Source organism: Paragemmobacter amnigenus (genome assembly GCF_009908265.2).
Lineage (GTDB): Bacteria > Pseudomonadota > Alphaproteobacteria > Rhodobacterales > Rhodobacteraceae > Paragemmobacter > Paragemmobacter amnigenus.
Window position 1 is genome coordinate 65,228 of record NZ_JAAATX020000016.1, and the last position, 22,506, is coordinate 87,733.

Below are 22,506 nucleotides of genomic sequence, written 5' to 3' on the forward strand. Positions count from 1 at the left end.
CAGCATTCAACAAAGGATAGGATACCCTCTAAAGACAATTTCTTTCCATCCGGTGGCACCGGTATAGCTGGATGGACGTGTTCCAAGTGAAATGTTGCCCCGATGCACTCTCTGTTACTGGTCGAGGATGACCGCCCGCAGGACGCAACCGTCCTGTTCGCCCAGATCGAACGACCCCGCCGCGCCTATTTCACAGCGAATGTCACCCGCAGGCCGGTGCTGTGGTCTGCAGGCTTCTTTGCGATCATGATGGCGCTTGCGGTGCTGCTTGCGGTGCCGCAATTCGGCGGGGACATGCCGGATGCGACCCTGGACCTGCTGCCAGCTGTTGCTGTGATGACGCTGCTGATCGGGGTTCCCGCCTTTCCTTTGCGGATGGTCGCGGTGCCGGTTGCCGCCTATCTGGCGACGTTCACGGCCTATTTCCTGCTGAAACTCTGGGCCGATCCCGGCTATCTGCCGCCGGGCGTGGCGGCAGGGGAAGCCTTCTGGCTGGCCCTCGTGGCAAACGGGGCGCCGGGACTGCTGGCGGGACTGGCGGCGCAGGGGGTTCTCTTGTGGCTGGGGCCGGACCATCCGCAGGCGCAGACGCTGCTGTCGGGGATGGTGGCGCTGGCATACGGGGTGCTGTCGCTGCCGGTGGTGTGGTGGGTTGCGACCACCTGTTACGATCCGGCTTGGGATTCGGCCGATTTCGGCAAGCTGGAACTCTGGCAGGCGGGGGCGATCGGCGCCTTCAGATCGGGACTATCGGCGGGGGTGATCCTGCTGTTCCTGCTGGATGTGCCGACGCGCAAGCATGTGAAGGTGGCGCTGGCGACGACGCCCGTCTTTGTCGCGGCGGGCGTGCTGGCCAATATGGGCATCGCGCTTTATCCCCCCGTCGACGTGATGGTGCTCTGCCTTGTCGTGGCGCTGTTCACGGTATCCTTCGCGGCGATCCTTGCCTGCATCATGGGGCTTTTGTCCTATGTCACCCTGACCGGCGCGATCGTGGTGATGGAGCCTTTGGCCACGACGGATGCCGTGCGGCTGGAGGTGCTGTCGCTCGTGCTGATCGCGATCACCTATGTCCTGTTGCTGGTGCGCCATCAGAACCATCTGGACGCAAAGCGCAACAGCGCCACCCTTGACCGGATGCAGCGGGTCAACCGCTTTGCCAATATCGGTTATTTCGTCTTTGACACGGCCAAGATGGCGCTGCGCGTCGATCCTGTGGCGGCGGAATACCTGCAACTGGGCCGGATGGCGCTGTTTCGCGACGTGCTGCAACGGATCGCAGAGGAGGACCGCCCGCGCTTGGTGGCGGCGATGCGCGACCGGCGCAATCCGGGCGGGGCAGTCACAAGCTTTACCCTCATGCCGCCACCCGATGCGACAGAGGGGACCGCGGCCAAGCCGCGCTATATCGCGCTCTACTACTGGAACGAGCGGCTCTGGGACCATCGCCGCGTGTCCTATGGCGCCATCGTCGATCTGACGGACGAGCACGAGAACGCCGCCGCCCTCGGCAAGGCGCTGGCCGATCTGTCCGAACAGCAGGACCGCCAGACGCAGCTTTTCTCGATCGTGTCGCATGAGTTGCGGACCCCCGCCTCGGTCATCTCGATGCTGCTGGAAGAGATGGAGAACGGCGCGCCTTGGGAGGAGAGCGGCCCGCGTCTGCGCGCGGTGAGCGACCAGTTGCTGTCAGTGCTGGCGGACATGCGCCAGACCGTGCGGCCCGAGCAGAACCTGCCCGTGCGGATGGAGCCGTTGCAGCCGCAGGAATTGGCCACGACCGTGCGGAACACCTTTGTGCTGATGGCCGCCGAGAAGCGGATCGAGATCGATCTGGAGCTTGCCCCGCAGGCCTGGGCGACGCGGGTGACGGATCGGGTCCGGCTGATGCAGGCGCTGTCGAATCTGGTGAAGAACGCGATCCTGCACGCCCAGTGCCGCCGCATCACCATCGGCTATGCCGAAGAAGGCGGGAACGGGGCGATCACGGGTATCTGGACGGTCACGGATGACGGGCGCGGTATTCCCGAAGAGGTGACGTCCACCCTGTTCGATGCCTTCCGTCGCGGCACCTCGCGGTCGACCGCGCGGGCGGACGGATCAGGGCTCGGGCTGTTCGTCACCAAATCCTCGGTCGAGTTGCTGGGCGGGACGGTGACCTATCGGGCGGGCAAGGACGGGGGATCGGTCTTCACGCTGGGCCTGCCGATGCCAGAACCCGCGGCGGACGATCCCGCCCCCGCCGAAGGCAAGACCCGGACCGAGGCCGACGGCCCCGCCTATCGGGACCGCAGCGTGCTGGTTGCCGAAGATAGCGAGATGATCGGCGAACTGATGGTGGCGCGGCTGAAACGGCTGTTCGGCACCGTGCACTGGGCCAGAAACGGGGTGGAGGCGCTGGAAATCCACGCGCGCGAGAAGGTCGATCTGGTGCTGAGCGACCTGTTCATGCCCGAGATGGGCGGGGACGACCTGACCGCCGCCCTGCGCGCGCGGGGTGCGACCATCCCGATCATCGGCATGACCGCCGCAGCCATCGGCGATGACCGCCAGCGGTTCGATGCGGCAGGAACGGACCGCGTGCTGACCAAGCCCGTCTCGACCGCCCAGCTTCTGGAAGTGCTGGACGGGTTGGGCCCCGACTGGTGAGGTCGCGGCGCGGGGATGCCTGCGCCGCGCCGCGCCGCCTCAATGCGCGGGGTCGGGATCCTCGGCCGGTTTCGCCATCTCCTTGCGCGAGATGAGCGTGTAGAAGGCAGGCACGACGAAGAGGGTGAAGACCGTCCCGATGGTGATGCCCGAAAAGATCACCAGCCCGACCGAATAGCGCGCCGCCGCCCCTGCCCCGTCCGCGATGATCAGCGGGATCACCCCCAGCGCCATGGCGGCTGTGGTCATCAGGATCGGGCGCAGGCGGACCTTGGCTGCGGCCACGATGGCATCGCGCGCCGAAAGCCCGCGCTCGCGCCGCGACTGGTTGGCGAATTCCACCAGCAGGATGCCGTGCTTTGTGATCAGCCCGATCAGCGTGATCAGCCCCACCTGCGTGTAGATGTTCAGCGTCCCCAGCCCCACGTTCAGGGGCACGATGGCGCCGAAGATCGACAGGGGCACCGACATCATGATGATGAAGGGATCGCGGAAGCTTTCGAACTGCGCGGCCAGCACCAGATAGATCACCACGACCGCCAGACCGAAGGCCAGAAGGATGGTGTTGCCCTCCGTCACCTCAAGCCGCGACTGGCCGGCATAGTCGATGAAGAACCCGTCGGGCATCACCTTCTGCGCCTCGTCCACGATGATCTGCAACGCCTCGCCCGTGCTGACGCCGGGGATGGGCAGGGCCGACAGGGTGGTGGAGTTGAGCTGGTTGAACTGCTCCACCGAACCCGGGGCGACCTGCGTGTCGACGGTCACCACCGCCGAGAGCGGCACCATCTGCCCCGTGGCCGAGCGGATGTAGAAATCCGTCAGACGCTCGGGGTTGTTCCGGTATTCCTGCGGCACCTGCATGATGACGTCATAGCTGTTGGAATCGCGGTCGAACTGCGCCACCGATCCGCCGCCCACCAGCAGGCCCAGCGTCGTGCCGATGTCGCGCGCGGGCAGGTTCAGCGCCGCCGCGCGTTCGCGGTCGATCCTCAGCACGACCTGCGCGCTGTCATAGGACAGCGAGTTCTGCACGATGATGAACCGCCCCGAGGCCATGGCGGCGGCCTTCACCTCTTCGGCCACCTCGAAGATGCGGTCCGAGGGGCCGGTGGATTGCAGCACCACCGACACCGGCAGCCCCCCGCCCGCGCCGGGCAGCGAGGGGGGCGCAAAGACGAAGGCCTGCACCCCCGCGATCTGGCCCAGCTTGCCCTGCAATTCCTGCTGGATCTCGGCCTGCGACCGGTCGCGTTCCGACCAGTCCTTGAAAGCCCAGAGCGCGATGCCCGAATTCGTCGCCCCGCCGAAGCCAACCACGCTGAAATTCGCGGAAAGCTCGGGCAGGTCCTGCGTCAGGGCGCGCATCTGGTCGATATAGGTGCGGGTATATTCCGAAGTCGCATAGGGCGGCGCGTTGACGAAGGAGAAGAGCGCGCCCGAATCCTCTTCCGGTGCCAGCTCGGTCGAGGTCTTGGAGAAGAGGTACCCCGTCAGCCCCATCAGCACGACGACGATCAGGATGGTGACAGGCCGGTAGTCGAGCGAAGCGGACACCCGCCGTTCGTACCACCCCGCCAGCCGGTCGAAGCCGCGATCCACCGCGATCTGAAAGCGGGAATGGCCGCCCTTCTGCAACAGGCGGGCCGACATCATCGGCGTGATGGTGACCGCGACGATGCCCGAGATGATGACGGCACCCGCCAGCGTCACCGCAAACTCGCGGAACAGCGCGCCGGTCAGGCCGCCGGTAAAGGCAAGGGGGGCAAAGACGGCGGCCAGGGTGATGGTCATGGCCACCACCGCCCCGAAGATTTCCTTCATCCCCATGAAGGCCGCCTGAATGGGTCGGAAGCCTTCCTCGATATGGCGGTGGATGTTTTCCACTACGACGATGGCGTCATCGACCACCAGCCCGATGGCCAGAACCATCGCCAAGAGCGACAGCAAGTTGATCGAATAGCCGAAGATGTAGAGCACGAAGAGTACGCCCAGAAGCGACAACGGGATCGTGACGACGGGCATCAGCACCGACCGGAACGACCCGAGGAACAGCAGGATGATCAGGATCACGATGCCAACCGCTTCGGCGATGGTCTTGAACACCTCGCCAATCGACGCGCTGATCTGTTCGGTCGCGTCATACATCAGCGTCAGCTTCATCCCGTCCGGCAGGCCGTTCTGGATCAGCGGCAGTTCCGCCAGCACGGCGGCCGACATGTCCAGCGGGTTCGCCCCCGGTGTCGGAAAGACCCCGATGAAGGTGCCCGGCTCGCCGTTGAAGTTCACGATGGTGTCGGTCGACTCCGCCGCCAGTTCCACCCGCGCCACATCGGCCAGACGCACCACATCGGCCCCGTTGCCCTTGATCGGCAGGGCGGCAAAGGCCTCGGGCGTGCGCAGCGTGGTTTCCATCGTGATGGAATAGGTGGTGTATTCCCCCTCCGTCCGGCCCGGCGCGGCAAGGAAGTTCGCGTTGTTGATCGCACCCAGAACCTCGGCCGCCGTGACGCCGCGCCCCGCAAGGCGGATCGGGTCGATCCAGACGCGCATCGCATAGGTCTGCCCGCCCAGCACCTGGATCTCGGCCACGCCGGGGATGGTGGACATGCGCGGACGGATCACCCGCTCGATATATTCCGTCACCTGTTCCGACGTCATGTTGGGGTTCTGCATCGCCAGATACATGGTGGCGAAGGTCATCCCCGTGCCCTTGACGATGGTCGGGTCCTCCGCCTCGGACGGCAGGCGCGAGCGGACCTGCTGGACCTTCGACATCACCTCGGTCAGCGCCACGTCGGGGTTCGCCCCCAGCCGCATGTTGACGGTGACGGTCGAGGCCGAGGGGCGCGAGGACGAGGTGATGTAATCCACATTCTCGGTCGTCGCGACCGCCGCCGCGATGGGCGAGGTGATGAAGCCCTGTATCAGGTCCGCCGAAGCGCCGGGATAGACCGTGGTGATGGTGATCACCGTCTCGTCCACCTTGGGATATTCGCGGATCTGCAGGCTGGAAAAGCCCTGAAGCCCCAGCAGCAGGATCAGCAGGCCCAGCACCGTCGACAGGACGGGGCGCTTGATGAAGATGTCGGACGGGCTCATTCGTCGCCCCCGCCGATGGCGTCGCCCGTGGCGGTGGCGGCGGGGTTCACGCTGTTATCCACGATGGCGGGCTGGCCGTTCGACAGGCGGTTCTGCCCTGCGGTGACGATCTGGTCACCGGGGGCCACGCCTTCGGCGATTTCCACCACCCCGCCCGACCGGCGGCCGGGCGTGACGAAGACCTGCCGCACCTCCAGCTGTTCGGCATCCGCCTCGGACGGGCGGACGACATAGACGTAATCGCCGTAAAGACTGGTCGAAAGCGCGGTCTGCGGCAGGGCGATGACGCCCTCTTCCGCCGGAAGCTCCACCCGGATGCGGACGAACTGGCCGGGGGTCAGCTTGCCGCCCGCATTGGCGATGGACCCGCGCAGCGCGACAAGGCGCGTGGCGGGATCGACGCGCGGGTCGATCCCCGTCAGCGCGCCGGGGAAGGATTCATCCAGCCCCTCGATCCGGACCTCGATCCTCTGGCCGATGGTCAGCTTGGGCAGGTCCTGTTCCGGCAGGCTGAAATCGACGCGCATGGTGGACAGGTCCTGAAGCGTGGCGACGATGGTGCCGGGCGCCACATATTGCCCTACATCCACGCGCGGCAGGCCGATGGTGCCGGCAAAGGGGGCGGAAAGCTGGCGCTGTTCCAGCACGGCCAGCGCGCGGGCAAGCTGCGCCTCGGCCGCCTGCGCCGCCGCCTGCGTCTGGTCGAGCGAGACATTGGTCGTCACCCCCCGCCGCGTCAGGTCCTGCGCGCGGGCGAGGTTGCCTTTTTCCAGATCGGCCTGCGTGCGGGCGGCCTCGACATCGGCCTTCTGCACCACGTCATCCAGGCGCATCAGCAGCGCGCCCGCCTGAACCTGCGTGTTCGGCGCGAAGGCGATCTCCTTGACCACACCTGCCGTCTCGACCGTCAGGTCCACGCCCTGCGCCGCGTTCACGGTGCCGATCGCCTCGATGCTGGGGGTCCATGTCACGGGCCTTGCCTCGACCGTGGACACTGTCGCGGGCTGCTGGGGCATGTTGGCGAAGATCTGCGCGATCATGTTGTCGCGGAACAGGTTGAAGCCGACAAGGCCGCCCCCGACGATCCCCAGAAGCACGATGGCGATGATGAAACGCTTGACCATGACAAAGGCCTTCCTGCCAAAGGGCCGCCGGACCGCCGTCCGGTGACTGCCGAAAAATTCCTGCGTCCTGCATTTACCTTGGCTTCGGCAAAGTCAACATTTCCGCCCCCCGCCGCGGGCAGATCGCGGGGATGACGGGGCCAAATCCCCTGCCCTGCTGCATTTTCCGTCACCAAATATCCTCGGGGGGTGCGGGGGGCAGACGGCCCCCCGCGGGCGGGACCCGTCGCATCCTATTGCTTGCGGCCCGCGCTTCTGCCAGAGGCGACGGGAAGAAGGGCCGAACCATGACCGCAGACGCGACCATCATCCCCGAACTCGCCGTCACCGACAGGACGGCCGCCACCGCGCTGCTTTTGCGGGTCTTCGGCTTTTCTGATGCGGGGGGTGGCCTGCTGCGGCTGGGGTCGCAAACGGTGGCGCTCGTGGGGGCGGATGCGCCCGCAGGCCATGGCAAGATCGACCATCTGGCGCTGTCGGTGGCGGATGTGGATGCGACGCTGGCCGCGCTGATCGCGCGCGGGGCAGAGCTTGAGGGCACCACCCCCGACGGCCCGCGCGAGATCGCGGAATTCTGGGGCACGGGCGTGCGATACGTCTTCCTGCGCGGCCCCGAAGGCGCGCGGATCGAGCTTTGCGCGCGGCGCGGCCCTGCGGCGGCGGCGGGCATCGCGGGGCATGACCATATCGGCATCCCCTGCACCGATATCGCGGCAAGCGAGCGGTTCTTCCGCGACCTCGGCCTGACACCCCTTGCCGCCGTCGATCTGGACCGCCCCGAAGGCGTGACCCATGTCCGCTTCCTGCGCCATGGCGAGAGTGTCGTGGAACTTTACGGCCCGCCCGACCTGCGCGGCAGGGCGGCGCCCTTTGCCGCCAACGCCCTGTGGCGCGGGCTGCGGATGACAGGCACGGGTCAGCCGGCGGGAGAGCGGACGGGTCCGGACGGTCTGCGCGTCACGCTCCTGTAAACCGCGCGACCAGCGCGGGCAGGTCGTCCCAATGGTCGAAGGCCGCGTCATGCGGCAGGTCGGCCACCGGCGTCTTGCGATAGCCGCCGGTGAACAGCAGGAACGGCACCCCTGCCCGTTCCGCCGTTTCGGCATCGACCTCGCTATCCCCCACGAACAGCACCACACCGCCGCCGATACGCGCCACCGCCTCGTGCAGGGGGGCGGGGTCGGGTTTGCGGACGGGCAGCGTGTCGCCGCCCACGATCACCGGAAAATGCCCGGTCCAGCCCATCTGCGCCAGAAGCGCCCGCGTCGGCCCCTCTGGCTTGTTGGTGCAAAGACCCTTGGGCAGGTCCAGCCGCGCCAGCGCCGCCGCCACCCCGTCATAGGGGCGGGTCAGGCCGCCGGGATCATGTTCATAGCGTTCGATGAACCGTGCGCATAGGTCCGCATGGCGGGCGGGATCGTCCCCCATCCCCATCGCCGCCATCACCCGCGTGACGAGAACCGGCACGCCATTGCCGATGAAGCCGCGCACGGTGTGGAAGGGGAGTGGCTCCATCCCCTCTTCCACCAGCAGCGCGGCGACGCCCGCATGGATGTCGGGCGCGCTGTCGACCAGCGTGCCGTCCAGATCGAAGAGGATCGCGCGCGCCATCCCCTCACCGCCCCGTCAGCCAGTTGCCCAGCTTCGCCAGACGCGAGGGCGGGCCGCCCGTCGCCGCCTCGTGCCGGTCGGCCAGATTGTAAAGCGCATACATTCCCCGCACCCCCAGCCAGCGCAGCGGTTCGGGTTCCCACTTCCGCACCGGACGGTTGACCCATGGCAGGCGGACAAGGTCGCTGTCCCGCGCCAGCACAAGATCGGCCAGCGTCCGCCCCGACAGGTTCGAGGTGGACACCCCCACCCCCACATAGCCGCCCGCAAAGCCCATCCCCGTCGCTCCGTCATAGCCCACCGTCGCGCACCAGTCGCGCGGCACGCCAAGGACGCCGCACCAGGCATGGTCGATGCGGTAATTCCGGGTCACGGGGAAATGGCGGTGCAGGATCGCGGTCAGCCGCCGCACCGTTTCCGCATCCGGCACGCCGGACGTGTCGGTGCGCGACCCGAAACGGTAGGGCACGCCCCGCGCGCCCACCGTGATGCGCCCCTCGCGCGTACGCTGGCAATAGCAATAGGCATTGGCGAAATCGCCAAGGATTTCGTGGCCCTGCCAACCGATCTGCTCCCATGCCTCGGGCGGCAGGGGTTCGGTGGCGATCTGGGCGGAATTCAGCGGCAGCCACTCGCGCCGCAGGCCCGGGAGGCCCGCGGTGAAACCTTCGGTGCAGCGCAGGATATGGCGGGCGCGGACGGTGCCTCGGTCGGTCGTGACCTGCCGCGGGGCGATGGCGGTGACGGTCGTGCCCTCGCAGATGCGCACCCCCATCCCCTCGACCACCCGCGCCAGACCGCGCGCCAGTTTCGCAGGCTGCACCCGCGCCACGCCTTCGACCACCATCGCGCCCAGCGCGCCGGGGATGTTCACGCGGCTGCGCGTCTGGCCCGCGCCGATCACATGGACGCGGTTCTCGCCCCAGTGCCGCCGGTGCGCCACCTCGCCCTCCACCCGCGCCATCTGGGCGGGGGTGACGGCCACCATCAATTCGTCCGTCCGCAGGATGTCGGCCTCGATCCCCTCGGCCCCCGCCACGCGGATAACCTCGTCCACCGTGCCGTTCATGGCCTGCACCATGGCGCGCACGGCCCCCTCGGACGAGGTTTTCAGGTATTTCTCATGGCTCCACGCAAAGCCACCCGTCAGCCACCCGCCATTGCGCCCCGACGCGCCGAAGCCTGCGAAGTCACGCTCGCAGACGATGATCGACAGATGGGGCGCGGCCTGTTTCAGGTAATAGGCCGACCACAGGCCGGTATAGCCCGCACCGATGATGCAGACATCGGCCTCGGCATCGCCATCAAGGGCGGGGCGGCGGGTGTCGGGCAGGCCGATATCGGCATACCAGAAGGAAACGTCACCAAGTCGGGCAGGCTGTGTCATGGGCGCAGAGTAGCGGCGCGGCGCGGTCTGTCATATCCCGAAACGACAGGACCACCGCCGCGCAGGGCGTTTTCTGACACAGAAAACGCGACGGAATTTGACGCAAATTCCGCGCCCGCCCGAAGGTCATGGCCCGAAATCTGCGTCAGATTTCGAGGCGGAGTTTGCGTCAAACTCCGCCTGCGCCGTCAGAAGAACGCCTGCACGCCCGTGATCGCACGGCCAAGGATCAGCGCATGGATGTCATGCGTGCCCTCGTAGGTGTTCACCGTTTCAAGGTTCACCATGTGGCGCATGATCTGGAAATCCTCCTGGATCCCGTTGCCGCCATGCATGTCCCGCGCCCAGCGCGCCGCCTCCAGCGCCTTGCCGCAATTGTTGCGCTTGATGATGGAAATCATCTCGGGCGCGGCATTCGCCTCGTCCAGCAGCCGCCCCACGCGGAGCGATGCCTGCAGGCCCAGCGAAATCTCGGTCATCATGTTCGCAAGCTTCAACTGGTAAAGCTGCGTCCCCGCGATCGGCTTGCCGAACTGCTTGCGGTCAAGGCCATATTGCCGCGCGGCCTGCATGCAGAACTCTGCCGCCCCCATCACGCCCCAGGAAATGCCATAGCGCGCGCGGTTCAGGCATCCGAAGGGCCCCTTCAGCCCCTCGACATTGGGCAGGAGCGCATCCTCGCCCACTTCCACATCCTTCATCACGATCTCGCCCGTGATGGAGGCCCGCAGCGACAGCTTGCCGCCCACCTTCGGCGCAGAAAGGCCCTTCATGCCCTTCTCCAGCACGAAGCCCTTGATCTTGCCGCCATGCGCCTCGGACTTGGCCCAGACGACGAAGACATCCGCGATGGGCGCGTTGGAAATCCACATCTTCGCGCCATTCAGGACGTAACCGTTGGCCGTCTTCTTCGCGACCGTCTTCATCCCCGCCGGATCGGACCCCGCATCGGGTTCGGTCAGGCCGAAGCAGCCGATCCATTCGCCGGACGCCAGCTTGGGCAGGTATTTCGCCCGCTGCGCCTCGGTTCCGTAGGCATAGATCGGATACATCACGAGGCTGGACTGCACCGACATCATGGACCGATAGCCGCTGTCCACCCGCTCCACTTCCCGCGCCACAAGGCCATAGGCCACATAGGACGCGCCCAACCCGCCATATTCCTCGGGGATCGTCACGCCCAGAAGGCCCATTTCGCCCATCTCGCGGAAGATGCCGGGATCCGTCTGCTCCTCGCGATAGGCGGCGGTCACGCGCGGTTGCAGCTTTTCCTGCGCATAGGCGCGGGCCGCATCGCGCAGCATCCGCTCTTCCTCGGTCAGCTGGTCGTTCAGGCGGAAGGGGTCTTCCCAGTCGAAGCGACCCAGATCGGGGGCGTCCTTGGCTTTCAGTTTCGGGGCATCAAGGCTCATGATCCGTCTCCCATCCGTTTGGGGCATCGTGACAGCTGCGCGCGAGTCGCGCCACTTGCGGCTTGTATGGCGCATGGGATTGTGACTGAATAGCGAAACATCCTGCAAACATGTTGCGCATCACTCACATGATTCCGCCCCGCCGTCACCTGCCCGCCCTGCCCGGCCTTCTGGCGCTGGAGGCGGTGGAGCGTCTGGGCACCGCCACCGCCGCCGCGCGCGAGTTGAACCTGACCCCCGGCGCCATCTCTCGCGCGCTGCAGGAGGTAGAGGCGCAACTGGGCACGCCGCTGATGATCCGCGACCGCCAGCGCCTGCGCCCAACACCCGCCGCGCGGGACTATGTGGCGCAGGTCCGCCGCGCGCTGGACACGCTGGGACAGGCCGCGCTGCGCCTGCGGTCAGGCGAGACGGGGGGGGCGCTGACACTCGCCATCCTGCCCGCCTTCGGGATGCACTGGCTGGCCCCGCGCCTTGCCGATTTCCGCGCGCGCCATCCGCAGGTGTCGCTCAGCCTTTCCACCCGCCTGCGCCCCTTCGATATGGAGGCCGAGGGCTTCGATGCCGCCATCCATTACGGCCGCCCCGACTGGACAGGGGCCGAGCACCTGCTGCTCATGGAGGAAGAGGTGCAGGCCGTCTGCGCGCCGACCTTCCTGCCATCCCCCCTGACAGCGGCGGCGGGGATCATGGACCATCCGCTGTTGCAAATCGAAAGCCGGACGGGCGACTGGGGCCGGTGGCTGGCGGCACAGGGCGTGGCGGGGCAAAGGCCGGGGGGGATGCTCTTCGACCAGTTCGCCACGATGCAGCAGGCGGCGATCCATGGTCTGGGCATCGCCCTTCTGCCGACATTCCTGATCTCGGACGATCTGCGCAGCCGGCGGCTTGTCCCCGCCTTCGGCCCGCCGGTGCGGGCGGCGGGCAGCTACTGGCTGGTCTGGCCGCGCGCCCTGCCCCCGCGCCCGCCCTTTGCCGCCTTCCGCGACTGGATCGACGGGCAGCGCCCGCGTTGAGCGGGGACAGGGGGCGCACGCGCCCCCTCTGACCCTGCGGGTCATTCACCCCCTGTGGATATTTGCGGACAGAAAATGCGGACAGCCGCTGCCCTGCGCCACGCGGCGCCTAAAGGCCCTCGACGATCACCACCTGCACCTCGGCGGCCCCTGCACGGGCGGCGCGGGCTGCGGCATATTCGGGACTCGCATGGCAGGCCCGCGCGGTGGCGAGATCGGGGAATTCGATCACCACATGGCGGGCATGGGCGGGGCCTTCCAGCGTCTCGGCCGCGCCACCCCGCGCAAGGAAGCGCGCGCCGAAGCGGGCGAAAGCGGCGGGGGCTAGGGATTGGTAATCGCGGTAGCGGTCGGGGTCGGTGACCGTGACATGGGCGATCCAGTAGGCGGGCATCAGGTGGCCTCCAGCATCCGCCGCGCGATGGCGGCGGCTTCGGTCAGGTGATCTTCCACCGCCTGCCGCGCGGCGGCGGGGTCGCCCGCGGCGATGGCGGCGGCGATGCGCGCCATGCGGTCGGGTCCGGCGACGGGACGGTCGGTCGCGGCGAGTGTCAGGGCGCGCAGGCGGCTGATGCGGCCGTTCAGGCGCTGCACGATCTCCCACGCGATGGCGTGGCCCGCAGACTGGAAGATGATTTCGTAGAACCGCGTGGTCGCCTCGAACACCGCATCCGTCGCGCCCTGCGCCGCGCGGATGGCGGCCAGCGCCGCGGCAAGCTCCGCCTTCACGCCCGCATCCGCCACGCCCGCGCAGGCGGCTGCCGCGCTTCCCTCCAGCAGCAGGCGGATATCGTAGATCTGCCGCGCCTGCGCCCAGTCGAGCCGCGCCACGACAGGGCCACGGTTGGGCAGGCTTTCCACCAGACCCTCTGCCTCGAGTATCCGGATCACCTCGCGCACGACCGAGCGGCTGACGCCCAGCTGGTCGCACAGCGTGCGTTCCACCAGCCGCGCGCCGGACGGGAAGCGCCCCGCGATGATGGCCGCGCGCATCCGCGCCAGCACGATCTCGCGCAGGGTCTGCGGCGGGCGGTCGATGCGGAGGGCGTCTTTTTCCGGCTGTTCCATGCGTTGACCCTAGCCTGCGACATTGGGGGTCGCAACGACTCGTTGACATCCCGTCTTATGGTATACCATCATACAGGGAACTGCAAAACGAGGTTCCCGATGCCCGCCGAAATCCGCAAGACGCTGCTGCATGTCGAGACGACGCTGATCGAGGGGGGCCGCGCGGCACCCCGCCCGCTGAAGCTGATCGGTGCGGCAGCGGTGGTGCGGAACCCCTGGGCGGGGCGCGGTTTCGTGGAGGATCTGAAGCCCGAGATCCATGATGTGGCCCCCGAACTGGGCGCGCTGCTGACGGGGATGATTTTGGACGCGGCGGGCGGCGGCGATGTGGTCGAAGGCTATGGCAAGGCCGCGATCGTGGGGCTGGACGGCGAGGTGGAACATGCCTCGGCCCTGATCCACACGCTGCGCTTCGGCAACCATTACCGGCAGGCGGTGGGGGCCAAGACCTATCTGGCTTTCACCAATATTCGCGGGGGCGCGAATACGCCCGTGATGATCCCGCTGATGGACAAGAACGACGAAGGCCGCCGGTCGCATTACCTGACCGTCCACTTCGCCATCCCCGACGCCCCCGCGGCGGACGAGATCGTGGTGGCCCTTGGCGCATCGGTGGGTGGCCGCCCGCATCACCGCATCGGGGACCGCTATCAGGACCTGAAGGATCTGGGCCATGATGTCAAAAACCCTGCTGCTGTCTGACGGGGCAGAGGTCGGGCTGATCGAGGTCGGCCCCAAGGACGGCACGGGAGAGGCGCTGGTCCTGATCCATGGCGTGGGGCTGAACGCCCGCGCCTGGGCACCGCAGATTGCCGCGCTGGCGGCGACGCACCGCGTCTTCGCGCTGGACATGCCGGGGCACGGGCGGTCGGACTTGCTGTCCGCAGGGGCGCGGCTGCCCGATTATGTCGACTGGGCCGCACGGACGATCCTTGCGCTGGGGGTGGGGGCGGTGAATGTCGCGGGCCATTCCATGGGCGCGCTGATCGCGACGGGGCTGGCGGCGGACTATCCCGAACTGATCCGCCGCGTGGCGGTGCTGAACGCCGTCCACCGCCGCACGGCAGAGGCGCGCGCCGCCGTCACTGCGCGGGCCGAGGCGATGGCGCGGGGCGAATTCGACGCGCAGGCCCCGCTGGCCCGCTGGTTCACCGATGCCGATGCCCCCATCCGCGCGCAGGTCGCCCGCTGGCTGCAGGAGGTCGACCGCGCAGGCTATGCCGCCGCCTACCGCGCCTTTGCCACGGGCGACGATGTCTATGCCGACCGCTGGGGCGGCATCCTGTGCCCTGCGCTGGTGCTGACGGGGGATGGCGATGCGAATTCCACGCCCGAGATGACGCGGACCATGGCCGCCACAGCCCCGCGCGGGCGGGCGGTGGTGGTGGAAGGCCACCGCCACATGGTCAACCTGACCGCGCCCGACCGCGTCACGGCGGCGCTGCGGGACTGGCTGCAAACCCCGCTGATGGCGGAAACCGAAGGGCTGCGCGCATGACCCAACCGCAAGACCCCCGCCGCGCGCTGCGCGATGCCTTCGGCACCTTCATGACCGGCGTGACCATCGTCACCACCCGTGACGGACAGGGCAGACCGCTGGGCTTTACCGCCAACAGCTTTGCCTCCGTCTCGCTGGACCCGGCGCTTCTGCTGGTGCAGATCTCGCAAAATTCCGTAAATTACGTAAACTTCACCACGGCCCGCGGCTTTGCCGTCAACATCCTGTCCGAAGGGCAGAAGGCGCTGTCCAACACCTTTGCCCGCCCGTCCGAGGACCGCTTCGCCGGCATCGACTGGCAGGCGGGACCGGCGGGCAGCCCGATCCTGCCGGACGTGTCGGCATGGTTCGACTGCGCCCTGCATCAGGTGGTCGAGGCGGGCGATCACGCCATCCTGCTGGGCCGGGTCGAGGCGTTCCAGGCCACCCCTGCCCCCGGGCTGGGCTATTACCGCGGCACCTATTTCACCCCCGTCGCGACGCAAGCCACCGTGCCCACGGGGCCGGACATCATCGTGTCGGCCATCCTCGAACGCGCGGGGCAGGTGCTCTTGGTCGATGACGGCTTCGGCGGGCTTACGCTGCCCACGGCGCGGGTGGGGCGGGACGGGACGACGGCGGCCCTTGCCGCCCTGATCGCCGCCACGGGCATCGAGGCCGCGCCCGGCCCCCTTTACTCCGTGTTCGAGGATGTGGCGCGCGGGCAGCAGCACATCGCCTTCCGCTGCCCCGCCACCGCAGGCACCCCCGCCAAGGGGGCTTTCGTCGACCTGACCCCTGCGTCATTCGCGGAGGTGACGGATCAGGCGCTGCGCACCATGCTGGACCGGCTGGCCGAGGAATCGCGCATGGGCAATTACGGCATCTATTTCGGCAACCAGAATGCAGGCCAGGTCGCGCTGGTCGCGGGAGAGAAGACCAAATGAAATTCTCGCTCTTCGTCCATATGGAGCGTGTCAGCCCCACCGATCCCGAACCGCGCCTGTACGAGGAGATGCTGGAACTTTGCCGCATGGCCGACGAGGGCGGCATGTGCGCAATCTGGACGGGGGAACATCACGGGATGTCCTTCACCATCGCGCCGAACCCGCTGTTGAACCTTGTCGACCTTGCGCGGCGGACGAAGAATGTCCGCCTTGGCACCGGCACCGTCATCGCCCCCTTCTGGCACCCGATCAAGCTGGCGGGCGAGGCCGCGATGGCCGACATCATCATGGACGGGCGGCTGGAACTGGGCATCGCGCGCGGGGCCTACAGTTTCGAATATGAACGCGTCATGCCCGGCCTTGACGCATGGAACGCGGGCGGGCGGATGCGCGAGCTGATCCCCGCGATCAAGGGCCTCTGGGCGGGCGATTACGCGCATGAGGGGCAGTATTGGCAATTCCCCGCCACGACCAGCGCGCCGCAACCACTGCAACAGCCGCACCCGCCGATCTGGGTGGCCGCGCGCGACCCGAACAGCCACGAATTCGCCGTGGCCAACGGCTGCAACGTGCAATGCACGCCCCTGCACAACCCGTTTTCCGAAATCGAAAGCCTGATGCAGCGCTTCAACGACGCCTGCGCCAAGTCGCCCGAGGTGCCGCGCCCGAAGATCATGGTGCTGCAACACGGCTATGTCGCGGCGGACAAGGCCGATGCCGACCTTGCGGCGGACGAACTCAACCGCTTCTACAACTATTTCGGCGCGTGGTTCCTGAACAAGCGGCCCATCACCAAGGGCCTGATCGAACCCCTGACCGAGGAAGAGATCGCCGCCCACCCCTTCTATTCCCCGCAGGTGATGCGCGAGAACCTTCTGATCGGCGAGGTGCCCGAGGTGATCGAAAAGCTGCGCCGGATCGAGGCGCTGGGATATGACGAATTCTCGCTGTGGATCGACAGCGGGCAAAGCTTCGAGAGAAAGCGCGCGAGCCTCAAGCGCTTTATCGAAGACGTGATGCCCGCCTTTGCCTGAGGGACAGATGGACCGCTTCCAGCTTTACATCGACGGCGCGTTCGAGGATGGCGCGGCCCGCTTTCCCAGCATCGACCCCGCCACGGGCACCCCGTGGGCCGACATGCCCGAGGCGCGCGCGGCAGAGGTGGACCGCGCGGTCAGCGCGGCAGAGCGGGCCTTCCGCACGGGGGCGTGGCCGAAGATGACGGCCAGCCAGCGGGGGAAACTGCTGCTGAAACTGGCCGATCTGGTGCAGGCGGCGGCGCCCGAGCTTGCACGGCTGGAAACCCGCGACACGGGCAAGATCATCCGCGAGACGACGGCCCAGATTGCCTATGTGGCCGAATACTACCGCTATTACGCAGGGATCGCCGACAAGATCGAAGGCGCGCATCTGCCCATCGACAAGCCCGACATGGAAGTCTGGACCCGCCGCGAACCCGTGGGCGTCGTCGCCGCCATCGTGCCGTGGAATTCGCAACTGTTCCTTTCTGCCGTCAAGCTCGGCCCCGCCCTTGCCGCAGGCTGCACCGTGGTGCTGAAAGCCTCCGAGGACGGCCCCGCCCCCCTGCTGCATTTCGCGCGGCTGGTGCATGAGGCGGGCTTTCCGGCGGGGGTGGTCAACATCCTCACGGGCTTTGGCCCCACCTGCGGCCACGTCCTGACGACCCATCCCAGGGTCGCCCATATCGCCTTTACCGGCGGGCCCGCCACGGCGCGGGCGGTGGTCCGGAACTCGGCCGACAACCTTGCCTCCACCTCGCTGGAACTGGGGGGCAAGTCGCCCTTCATCGTCTTTGCCGATGCCGATCTGGACAGCGCGGCCAACGCGCAGGTGTCGGGCATCTTCGCCGCCACGGGGCAAAGCTGCGTCGCAGGCTCACGCCTGCTGGTCGAGGCATCGGTGAAGGACGCCTTCCTTGCCCGCCTGAAGGCCAAGGCCGAAGCGATCCGCATCGCTGCCCCCGACGACATGGCAACCGAGGTCGGCCCCCTCTGCACCGCGCGGCAGCGTGACCATATCGCGGCCACCATCGCGGCCTCCGTCGCCAAGGGGGCGAAGATCGTCACGGGCGGCGCGGCGATCGACGGCCCGGGCTTCTACTTCCCGCCCACGATCCTTGACTGTTCCGATGCCCCCGACGCCCCTGCCCTGTCGGAGGAATTCTTCGGCCCCGTCCTGTCCGTCACCCCCTTCACGACCGAGGAAGAGGCGCTGGAAAAGGCCAACGACACCGCCTATGGCCTTGCCTCCGGCGTCTTCACGCAATCCCTGACCCGCGCGCACCGGATGATCCGCGGCCTGCGCGCGGGCGTGGTCTGGGTGAACACCTACCGCGCCGTCTCGCCCATCGCGCCCTTTGGCGGGCACGGACTGTCGGGCCACGGGCGCGAGGGGGGCATGGCCGCCGCGCTGGATTACACCACGACGAAAACCGTCTGGCTGCGCACCTCGGACGACCCGATCCCCGACCCCTTCGTCATGCGCTAGCCAGTCCGCCCGCGAACGGGCCGGAGCGGGTCAGGCCGCCACCTCTGCTGCATCTTCCTGCGGCAGGGCGCTTTCGGGCAGGCGGACCACCGTCACGCTCGAGGCCGCCTCGGACACCACCTGCGCCGAGACCGAGCCGAGATAGCGCCGCGTCGCGGAATGTCCGCGCGCGCCCATCAGGATATGGTCGACGCGGTTCCGGTTGGCATGGGCGATGATCGCCCCCGCCGGATCGCTGCTTTCCAGCACGGAAAAGGAAATCCGCCCCTCGTCCAGCTCCAGTTCCGCCCCCCAGTCGCGCAGCGCGACAAGGCGCATGACATGCAGATGCTCGCCCGCGTCATCCGTGGCCTGATCGATCCCGATCCGCGCGGTCCTGAGGATGTTCACGCAGGACACCCGCGCATCGGGCTGCACCGCCAGCATCCGGCGCAGCGTCGTCAGGATATGACGGTTGAGCGCTTCGGCCTCGGGCGACAGGTCCAACGCCACCATCAGCACGGGTGCCTGATCCATCTGCGCGCTGACGCTGACCGGATCGGACAGCCGCCGGACCCCGCGCATCCGGCGCCAGCGGCGGAACACGGCAAGCCTGCCATCCGCCCGCATCCTGCGCGCCCGCGCGGTCAATCGCACCTGCGCGGGGTTCTGCAGATCGAACAGCAACTGTCCCGCCGACTGGTACCGCGCCTGCGGGTCCACCTCCAGACAGCGCAGGACGATCTCCTGGAACCATTCGGGCAGGGCCGGAACCAGCGCACGCGGCGGCACCGGATCGCGCCACAACCGCTTTCGCACCCCGCGCAGGCTGGCGGGTTCGCCCCATGGCGGATGGCCCGTGCACAGCTCGTAGAACATCGCGCCAAGGGCGAAGATATCGCTGCGAAGGTCGTCGCGCTGCTTCAGATACTGTTCGGGCGCCATATAGGGAAAGGTGCCCAGGGGAACGGTGAATTCTTCCGCCAGCAGGTCGGGCAGCAGGTCGTGGCGGGCAAGGCCGTAATCGATCGCGACGTATTCGCCGCTGTCACGGCGCAGGAAGTTCGCGGGTTTCAGGTCGAAATGGATGACATGCTGGCGGTGCAGGTCCACCACCGCCTCGGTCATGCGCGCGGCCATTTCCAGCACGTCGGACAGGGGCAGCGGCGCCTGCGCGAACGGGCCGAGCAGCGATCCCCCGCCGATCCATTCCGTCACGATATAGGGCATGGAGGAGAAATCGCCCAAGGCCACCACCCGTGGCACATGCGGCCCCGTCAGGCGCGGCACGATCATCTGCTCGATCTCGAAGCCCACGATGGTGGGCGCATCGAACCCGTCAAGGATGGTGGGCACCTTCATCGCCAGACGGCCCTTGTGGTCGGGATGGGTCGCCTCCCAGATCGTCGCGAAGCCGCCCCTGTGCCGGCATGGCCCGATGGTGAAACCGTCGATCTCCAGCCCCTCGCGCGGTCGCAACATGCCCTAGGCCCCCCAGTTCAGTCGCACGGCAAGGCTTTCGGGCAGGCCCAGCGCGCGGATTTTCCCCACTGTCCGCGCCGTGTTGCAAGCCACACGGTGAAAGGACAGTTCGTTGCGGTCGTGGTCGAAGATGGCATAGCCCGCCTTTGGCACCCCGTCGCGCGGCTGCCCCGCCGCACCCACGACGGCAAGCCAGCGCCGCGTGCGGATCAGCGGCACAGGCTGGGCAAAGGCGAAACCCTGGCGCTGGATGCGCCCGTCGAAAGAGCGGCTCATCAGGTCGGGGACATGGCGGTGGCCCACGAAGATCGCGCGGGCATCGGTCACGGCGAAACTTCCCGCCGCACGGGCGGGGTCGGTGACATAGATCCAGTCCGCGGGCGAATTCGCACTGGCATGGACAAAGAACAGATCCCCCTCCCGATGGGTCATCGGCAGTCCGTCCAGAAAGGCGCGGTGATCCGCAGAGAGCAGCGGTCGCGTCCAGTCGATCACCCGCCGCGCCGTCACGTTCATGCCGCTGTCGGGCGTAGCGATGGCTGCGTCATGGTTGCCCTTGAGGACGACAGCCCCCTGTGCGGCAAGCGCTGCCACCGTCTCGACGCACCAGACCGGATCGGGGCCATAGCCCACGATGTCACCCAGACAGACGATCCGGTCCGCCCCGCGTCCGGCAAGGTCGGCCAGCACGGCCTCCAGCCCCTCGCGGTTGGCATGGATGTCGGTAATGATCGCCGTCCGCACGCCCCGCCCACCCGTTCACGCCGCGCAAGCAGCATAGGCACCCCGCCCCCATTGCCGCAATGACACCCGAAGTCGCAGTCCCCGCGCCCCGTGCCGCGCAAATGCGGATTGATCCCCCCGCGCCTGCGGGCCAGACTGCGCGCCACGGGAAACGGGCGGAAGGAACGCGATGCAGCCCCATGACAACCGCGCGTGGCTGCTGCTGTTGCCCGCGCTCCTGCTGCTGGGCGTGGTGGGGGCGCTGCCGCTTCTGGCGGTGATCAATTACGGTTTCCACGACATCTTCACCCTGTCCGACGTGCAATGGGTGGGGGTGGAGTGGTTCGGGGACATCCTGCAATCGGACCGTTTCCTCGCCTCGCTCGGGCGCAGCCTGCTGTTCTCGGCGCTGGCCCTGTCGATACAGGTGCCGCTGGGGATCATGGTGGCGCTCCTGCTCGTGGGGTTCGGGCGGCGGGCGATCTGGGGGCTGATGCTCTGCGCCCTGCCGCTGGTCGTGCCGTGGAACATGATCCCGATGCTCTGGCTGGGGCTGGTCGATGCCCGCACGGGGATCGTGGGACCGTGGCTGGCGGCGGCGGGCTTCGACTGGAAATTCACCGCATGGCACACATGGGCGCTGATCCTGACCATGGACACGTGGCACTGGCTGGGGCTGGTCGTGGTGCTGGCCTATGCGGGGCTGTCGGCCATCCCGCCCGCCTACCGTCAGGCCGCCGCGATCGACGGCGCCAGCCGCTGGGCCATCTTCCGCCACATCGAACTGCCCCGCATCTCGGGCGCGCTGGCCATCGTGCTGCTGTTGCGCTTCGTCGACAGCTTCATGATCTATATCGAGGCCTTCACCATCAACGCGGGCGGTCCGGATGACGCCACGCGCTTCCTGACGCTGGAACTGGGCGAAGAGATCAAGGGCTTTTCCTATGGTCAGGCGGCGGCGCGGGCGACGCTTTACTTCCTGTTCGTGCTGGCGGTGGTCTGGGCCTTCGTCATCGCCACCCGCCGGACAGAGGAGACGGCATGATCCGCGCGGCAGGACTTCTGGCGCTGGCCCTCTTCATCCTGCTGCCGCTGGCGCAGGCGGTGATGCTGAGCTTCGTCGTCACCCTGCCCAAGGACGGGCTGGCCGAAGGGGCGGTCGGCCTGATGAACTATGCCGCCGTCCTCGCCGCGCCGGAGCTGCGCGCGGCCATGGTCAATTCGGCGGTCTATGTGGTGCTCAACCTCCTGCTCTGCATCGCGGTGGCGCTGCCGGCCGCCTATGCGCTGGCGCGCTACCGCTTCGTGGGCGACCGGCATTTCCTGCTGCTCATCCTCGTTTTCCGCGTGACGCCGCCCGTCGTGCTGTCGCTGCCGATCTTCATCCTGTTCTCAAAGCTCGGCCTCGTGAACTCGCCGGTCGGGATCGCGCTGGTCCATTGCCTGTTCAACCTGCCCGTCGCGATCTGGATACTGGAAAGCTTCATCCGCGCCGTGCCCCGCGCGCTGGACGAGACAGCCTTCCTCGACGGCCATTCCGGCGCGTCCTTCTTCTTCCGCCACCTGATCCCCGCCATCGCGCCGGGGATCGGGGTCGCGGCGTTTTTCTGCTTCATCTTCTCGTGGGTCGAGGTGGTCTTCGCCCGCATCCTGACGGTGACGGCGGGCAAACCGGTGACCATGGCAATCAGCGCCATGTTCGGTTTCCAGACGGATATGGGAATGGTCATGGCGATGACCTGCCTGTCGCTCCTTCCGGGGCTGGGCATGATCTGGCTGGTCCGCAACCACCTGGCCCGCGGCTTCACCCTGCGCGCCTGACGCGCCGCAGAACGCAAAAGGGCGGACCCGCAGGCCCGCCCTTCCCCGTTCACGGCGAGAAGGCTGCTTACTGCAGCGGCCCCATGACCACCTCGTTCGCGACCGCGTCCTGCGTCGCGGCAAGCTCGGGGTCGGACACCAGACCATAGGCCGCCAGCGGGCCATCGGGACCGGCCATGTCGTCGGACACGAAGAATTCG

General features: G+C 67.6%; 19 protein-coding genes and 1 pseudogene. 10 read left to right on the forward strand and 10 right to left on the reverse strand.

The features are described 5' to 3' along the window. Positions 1-102 precede the first annotated feature (102 nt). Complete coding sequence (locus GU927_RS20570; RefSeq protein ID WP_161764012.1) at positions 103-2,649, forward strand: hybrid sensor histidine kinase/response regulator; 2,547 nt, start codon at positions 103-105, stop codon at positions 2,647-2,649. A gap of 39 nt (positions 2,650-2,688) precedes the next feature. On the opposite strand, the gene GU927_RS19165 is transcribed toward GU927_RS20570, so the two are convergent. Together GU927_RS19165 and GU927_RS19170 are read right to left on the reverse strand one after the other, a co-directional pair. Beyond that, on the reverse strand, positions 2,689-5,751 hold the full coding sequence (locus GU927_RS19165) for an efflux RND transporter permease subunit (protein WP_161764013.1): 3,063 nt from the start codon (positions 5,749-5,751) through the stop codon (positions 2,689-2,691). Next, the gene (locus tag GU927_RS19170; protein WP_161764014.1) at positions 5,748-6,875 is read right to left on the reverse strand and encodes an efflux RND transporter periplasmic adaptor subunit; all 1,128 of its coding nucleotides are present in this window, start codon (positions 6,873-6,875) and stop codon (positions 5,748-5,750) included. The genes GU927_RS19165 and GU927_RS19170 overlap by 4 nt, the downstream gene beginning before the upstream one ends. Positions 6,876-7,162: 287 nt before the next feature. On the opposite strand from GU927_RS19170, the gene GU927_RS19175 reads away from it, so the two are divergent. After that, positions 7,163-7,846 (forward strand): VOC family protein, encoded by a 684-nt coding sequence (locus GU927_RS19175; RefSeq protein WP_161764015.1) that lies wholly within the window; start codon positions 7,163-7,165, stop codon positions 7,844-7,846. On the opposite strand, the gene gph is transcribed toward GU927_RS19175, so the two are convergent. The 3 genes from gph to GU927_RS19190 all read right to left on the reverse strand — a co-directional run bounded on the left by gph (position 7,833) and on the right by GU927_RS19190 (position 11,285). Continuing rightward, entirely contained in the window at positions 7,833-8,486 is a 654-nt protein-coding gene (gene gph / locus GU927_RS19180; RefSeq protein ID WP_161764016.1) for a phosphoglycolate phosphatase, read from the reverse strand. The two genes, GU927_RS19175 and gph, sit on opposite strands and share 14 nt — an antisense overlap. Before the next feature lie 4 nt (positions 8,487-8,490). Beyond that, positions 8,491-9,873, reverse strand: a complete 1,383-nt coding sequence (locus GU927_RS19185; RefSeq protein ID WP_161764017.1) for an NAD(P)/FAD-dependent oxidoreductase — start codon at positions 9,871-9,873, stop codon at positions 8,491-8,493. Positions 9,874-10,061: 188 nt separating this feature from the next. Continuing rightward, complete coding sequence (locus GU927_RS19190; protein WP_161764018.1) at positions 10,062-11,285, reverse strand: acyl-CoA dehydrogenase; 1,224 nt, start codon at positions 11,283-11,285, stop codon at positions 10,062-10,064. A gap of 128 nt (positions 11,286-11,413) precedes the next feature. On the opposite strand from GU927_RS19190, the gene GU927_RS19195 reads away from it, so the two are divergent. Beyond that, positions 11,414-12,301 (forward strand): LysR family transcriptional regulator, encoded by an 888-nt coding sequence (locus GU927_RS19195; RefSeq protein ID WP_161764019.1) that lies wholly within the window; start codon positions 11,414-11,416, stop codon positions 12,299-12,301. Positions 12,302-12,410: 109 nt separating this feature from the next. Here GU927_RS19195 and GU927_RS19200 read toward each other — a convergent pair whose 3' ends face one another. Then, entirely contained in the window at positions 12,411-12,695 is a 285-nt protein-coding gene (locus GU927_RS19200; RefSeq protein WP_161764020.1) for a DUF1330 domain-containing protein, read from the reverse strand. Beyond that, positions 12,695-13,369, reverse strand: a complete 675-nt coding sequence (locus GU927_RS19205) for a GntR family transcriptional regulator (RefSeq protein ID WP_161764021.1) — start codon at positions 13,367-13,369, stop codon at positions 12,695-12,697. Before GU927_RS19205 ends, GU927_RS19200 begins: the two co-directional genes overlap by 1 nt. 99 nt (positions 13,370-13,468) lie before the next feature. Between GU927_RS19205 and GU927_RS19210 the strand changes: the two genes are divergently transcribed. From GU927_RS19210 to GU927_RS19230, 5 genes are read left to right on the forward strand one after another with little or no spacing between them, the layout of a single operon-like run. Further along, positions 13,469-14,071 carry an amino acid synthesis family protein gene (locus GU927_RS19210; RefSeq protein WP_161764022.1) on the forward strand — a complete coding sequence of 201 codons (603 nt, stop codon included), beginning with the start codon at positions 13,469-13,471 and terminating at the stop codon, positions 14,069-14,071. Then, positions 14,043-14,867: an alpha/beta fold hydrolase gene (locus tag GU927_RS19215; RefSeq protein ID WP_161764023.1), complete on the forward strand. Its 825-nt coding sequence runs from the start codon at positions 14,043-14,045 to the stop codon at positions 14,865-14,867. Before GU927_RS19210 ends, GU927_RS19215 begins: the two co-directional genes overlap by 29 nt. Then, positions 14,864-15,793, forward strand: coding sequence for a flavin reductase family protein (locus GU927_RS19220; protein ID WP_161764024.1), 930 nt, complete (start codon positions 14,864-14,866; stop codon positions 15,791-15,793). The genes GU927_RS19215 and GU927_RS19220 overlap by 4 nt, the downstream gene beginning before the upstream one ends. Then, positions 15,790-16,827 carry an LLM class flavin-dependent oxidoreductase gene (locus tag GU927_RS19225; protein WP_161764025.1) on the forward strand — a complete coding sequence of 346 codons (1,038 nt, stop codon included), beginning with the start codon at positions 15,790-15,792 and terminating at the stop codon, positions 16,825-16,827. The genes GU927_RS19220 and GU927_RS19225 overlap by 4 nt, the downstream gene beginning before the upstream one ends. Positions 16,828-16,834: 7 nt before the next feature. Further along, on the forward strand, positions 16,835-18,301 hold the full coding sequence (locus GU927_RS19230) for an aldehyde dehydrogenase (protein WP_161764026.1): 1,467 nt from the start codon (positions 16,835-16,837) through the stop codon (positions 18,299-18,301). Positions 18,302-18,331: 30 nt separating this feature from the next. On the opposite strand, the gene GU927_RS19235 is transcribed toward GU927_RS19230, so the two are convergent. Beyond that, positions 18,332-19,762 (reverse strand): bifunctional serine/threonine-protein kinase/universal stress protein, encoded by a 1,431-nt coding sequence (locus GU927_RS19235; protein ID WP_161764027.1) that lies wholly within the window; start codon positions 19,760-19,762, stop codon positions 18,332-18,334. 3 nt (positions 19,763-19,765) lie between these two features. Continuing rightward, complete coding sequence (locus tag GU927_RS19240) at positions 19,766-20,506, reverse strand: metallophosphoesterase family protein (protein WP_161764028.1); 741 nt, start codon at positions 20,504-20,506, stop codon at positions 19,766-19,768. Positions 20,507-20,675: 169 nt separating this feature from the next. On the opposite strand from GU927_RS19240, the gene GU927_RS19245 reads away from it, so the two are divergent. Continuing rightward, positions 20,676-21,530, forward strand: a complete 855-nt coding sequence (locus GU927_RS19245; protein ID WP_161764029.1) for a carbohydrate ABC transporter permease — start codon at positions 20,676-20,678, stop codon at positions 21,528-21,530. Beyond that, on the forward strand, positions 21,527-22,306 hold the full coding sequence (locus tag GU927_RS19250; RefSeq protein ID WP_161764030.1) for a carbohydrate ABC transporter permease: 780 nt from the start codon (positions 21,527-21,529) through the stop codon (positions 22,304-22,306). Before GU927_RS19245 ends, GU927_RS19250 begins: the two co-directional genes overlap by 4 nt. A 67-nt stretch (positions 22,307-22,373) precedes the next feature. On the opposite strand, the pseudogene GU927_RS19255 reads toward GU927_RS19250, so the two are convergent. Next, positions 22,374-22,506: pseudogene (locus tag GU927_RS19255) on the reverse strand (phosphonate ABC transporter substrate-binding protein); the annotation flags it as partial.

Bases quoted from the DNA above. Each gene is read 5' to 3' on its own strand.
- GU927_RS19215 (WP_161764023.1), top strand. From the start codon at position 14,043: ATGATGTCAAAAACCCTGCTGCTGTCTGACGGGGCAGAGGTCGGGCTG.
- GU927_RS19220 (WP_161764024.1), top strand. From the start codon at position 14,864: ATGACCCAACCGCAAGACCCCCGCCGCGCGCTGCGCGATGCCTTCGGC.
- GU927_RS19165 (WP_161764013.1), bottom strand. From the start codon at position 5,751: ATGAGCCCGTCCGACATCTTCATCAAGCGCCCCGTCCTGTCGACGGTG.
- GU927_RS19185 (WP_161764017.1), bottom strand. From the start codon at position 9,873: ATGACACAGCCTGCCCGACTTGGTGACGTTTCCTTCTGGTATGCCGAT.
- GU927_RS19210 (WP_161764022.1), top strand. From the start codon at position 13,469: ATGCCCGCCGAAATCCGCAAGACGCTGCTGCATGTCGAGACGACGCTG.
- GU927_RS19190 (WP_161764018.1), bottom strand. From the start codon at position 11,285: ATGAGCCTTGATGCCCCGAAACTGAAAGCCAAGGACGCCCCCGATCTG.
- GU927_RS19175 (WP_161764015.1), top strand. From the start codon at position 7,163: ATGACCGCAGACGCGACCATCATCCCCGAACTCGCCGTCACCGACAGG.
- GU927_RS19250 (WP_161764030.1), top strand. From the start codon at position 21,527: ATGATCCGCGCGGCAGGACTTCTGGCGCTGGCCCTCTTCATCCTGCTG.
- GU927_RS19205 (WP_161764021.1), bottom strand. From the start codon at position 13,369: ATGGAACAGCCGGAAAAAGACGCCCTCCGCATCGACCGCCCGCCGCAG.
- gph (WP_161764016.1), bottom strand. From the start codon at position 8,486: ATGGCGCGCGCGATCCTCTTCGATCTGGACGGCACGCTGGTCGACAGC.
- GU927_RS19245 (WP_161764029.1), top strand. From the start codon at position 20,676: ATGCAGCCCCATGACAACCGCGCGTGGCTGCTGCTGTTGCCCGCGCTC.
- GU927_RS19225 (WP_161764025.1), top strand. From the start codon at position 15,790: ATGAAATTCTCGCTCTTCGTCCATATGGAGCGTGTCAGCCCCACCGAT.
- GU927_RS19170 (WP_161764014.1), bottom strand. From the start codon at position 6,875: ATGGTCAAGCGTTTCATCATCGCCATCGTGCTTCTGGGGATCGTCGGG.
- GU927_RS19200 (WP_161764020.1), bottom strand. From the start codon at position 12,695: ATGCCCGCCTACTGGATCGCCCATGTCACGGTCACCGACCCCGACCGC.
- GU927_RS19195 (WP_161764019.1), top strand. From the start codon at position 11,414: ATGATTCCGCCCCGCCGTCACCTGCCCGCCCTGCCCGGCCTTCTGGCG.
- GU927_RS19235 (WP_161764027.1), bottom strand. From the start codon at position 19,762: ATGTTGCGACCGCGCGAGGGGCTGGAGATCGACGGTTTCACCATCGGG.
- GU927_RS19230 (WP_161764026.1), top strand. From the start codon at position 16,835: ATGGACCGCTTCCAGCTTTACATCGACGGCGCGTTCGAGGATGGCGCG.
- GU927_RS20570 (WP_161764012.1), top strand. From the start codon at position 103: ATGCACTCTCTGTTACTGGTCGAGGATGACCGCCCGCAGGACGCAACC.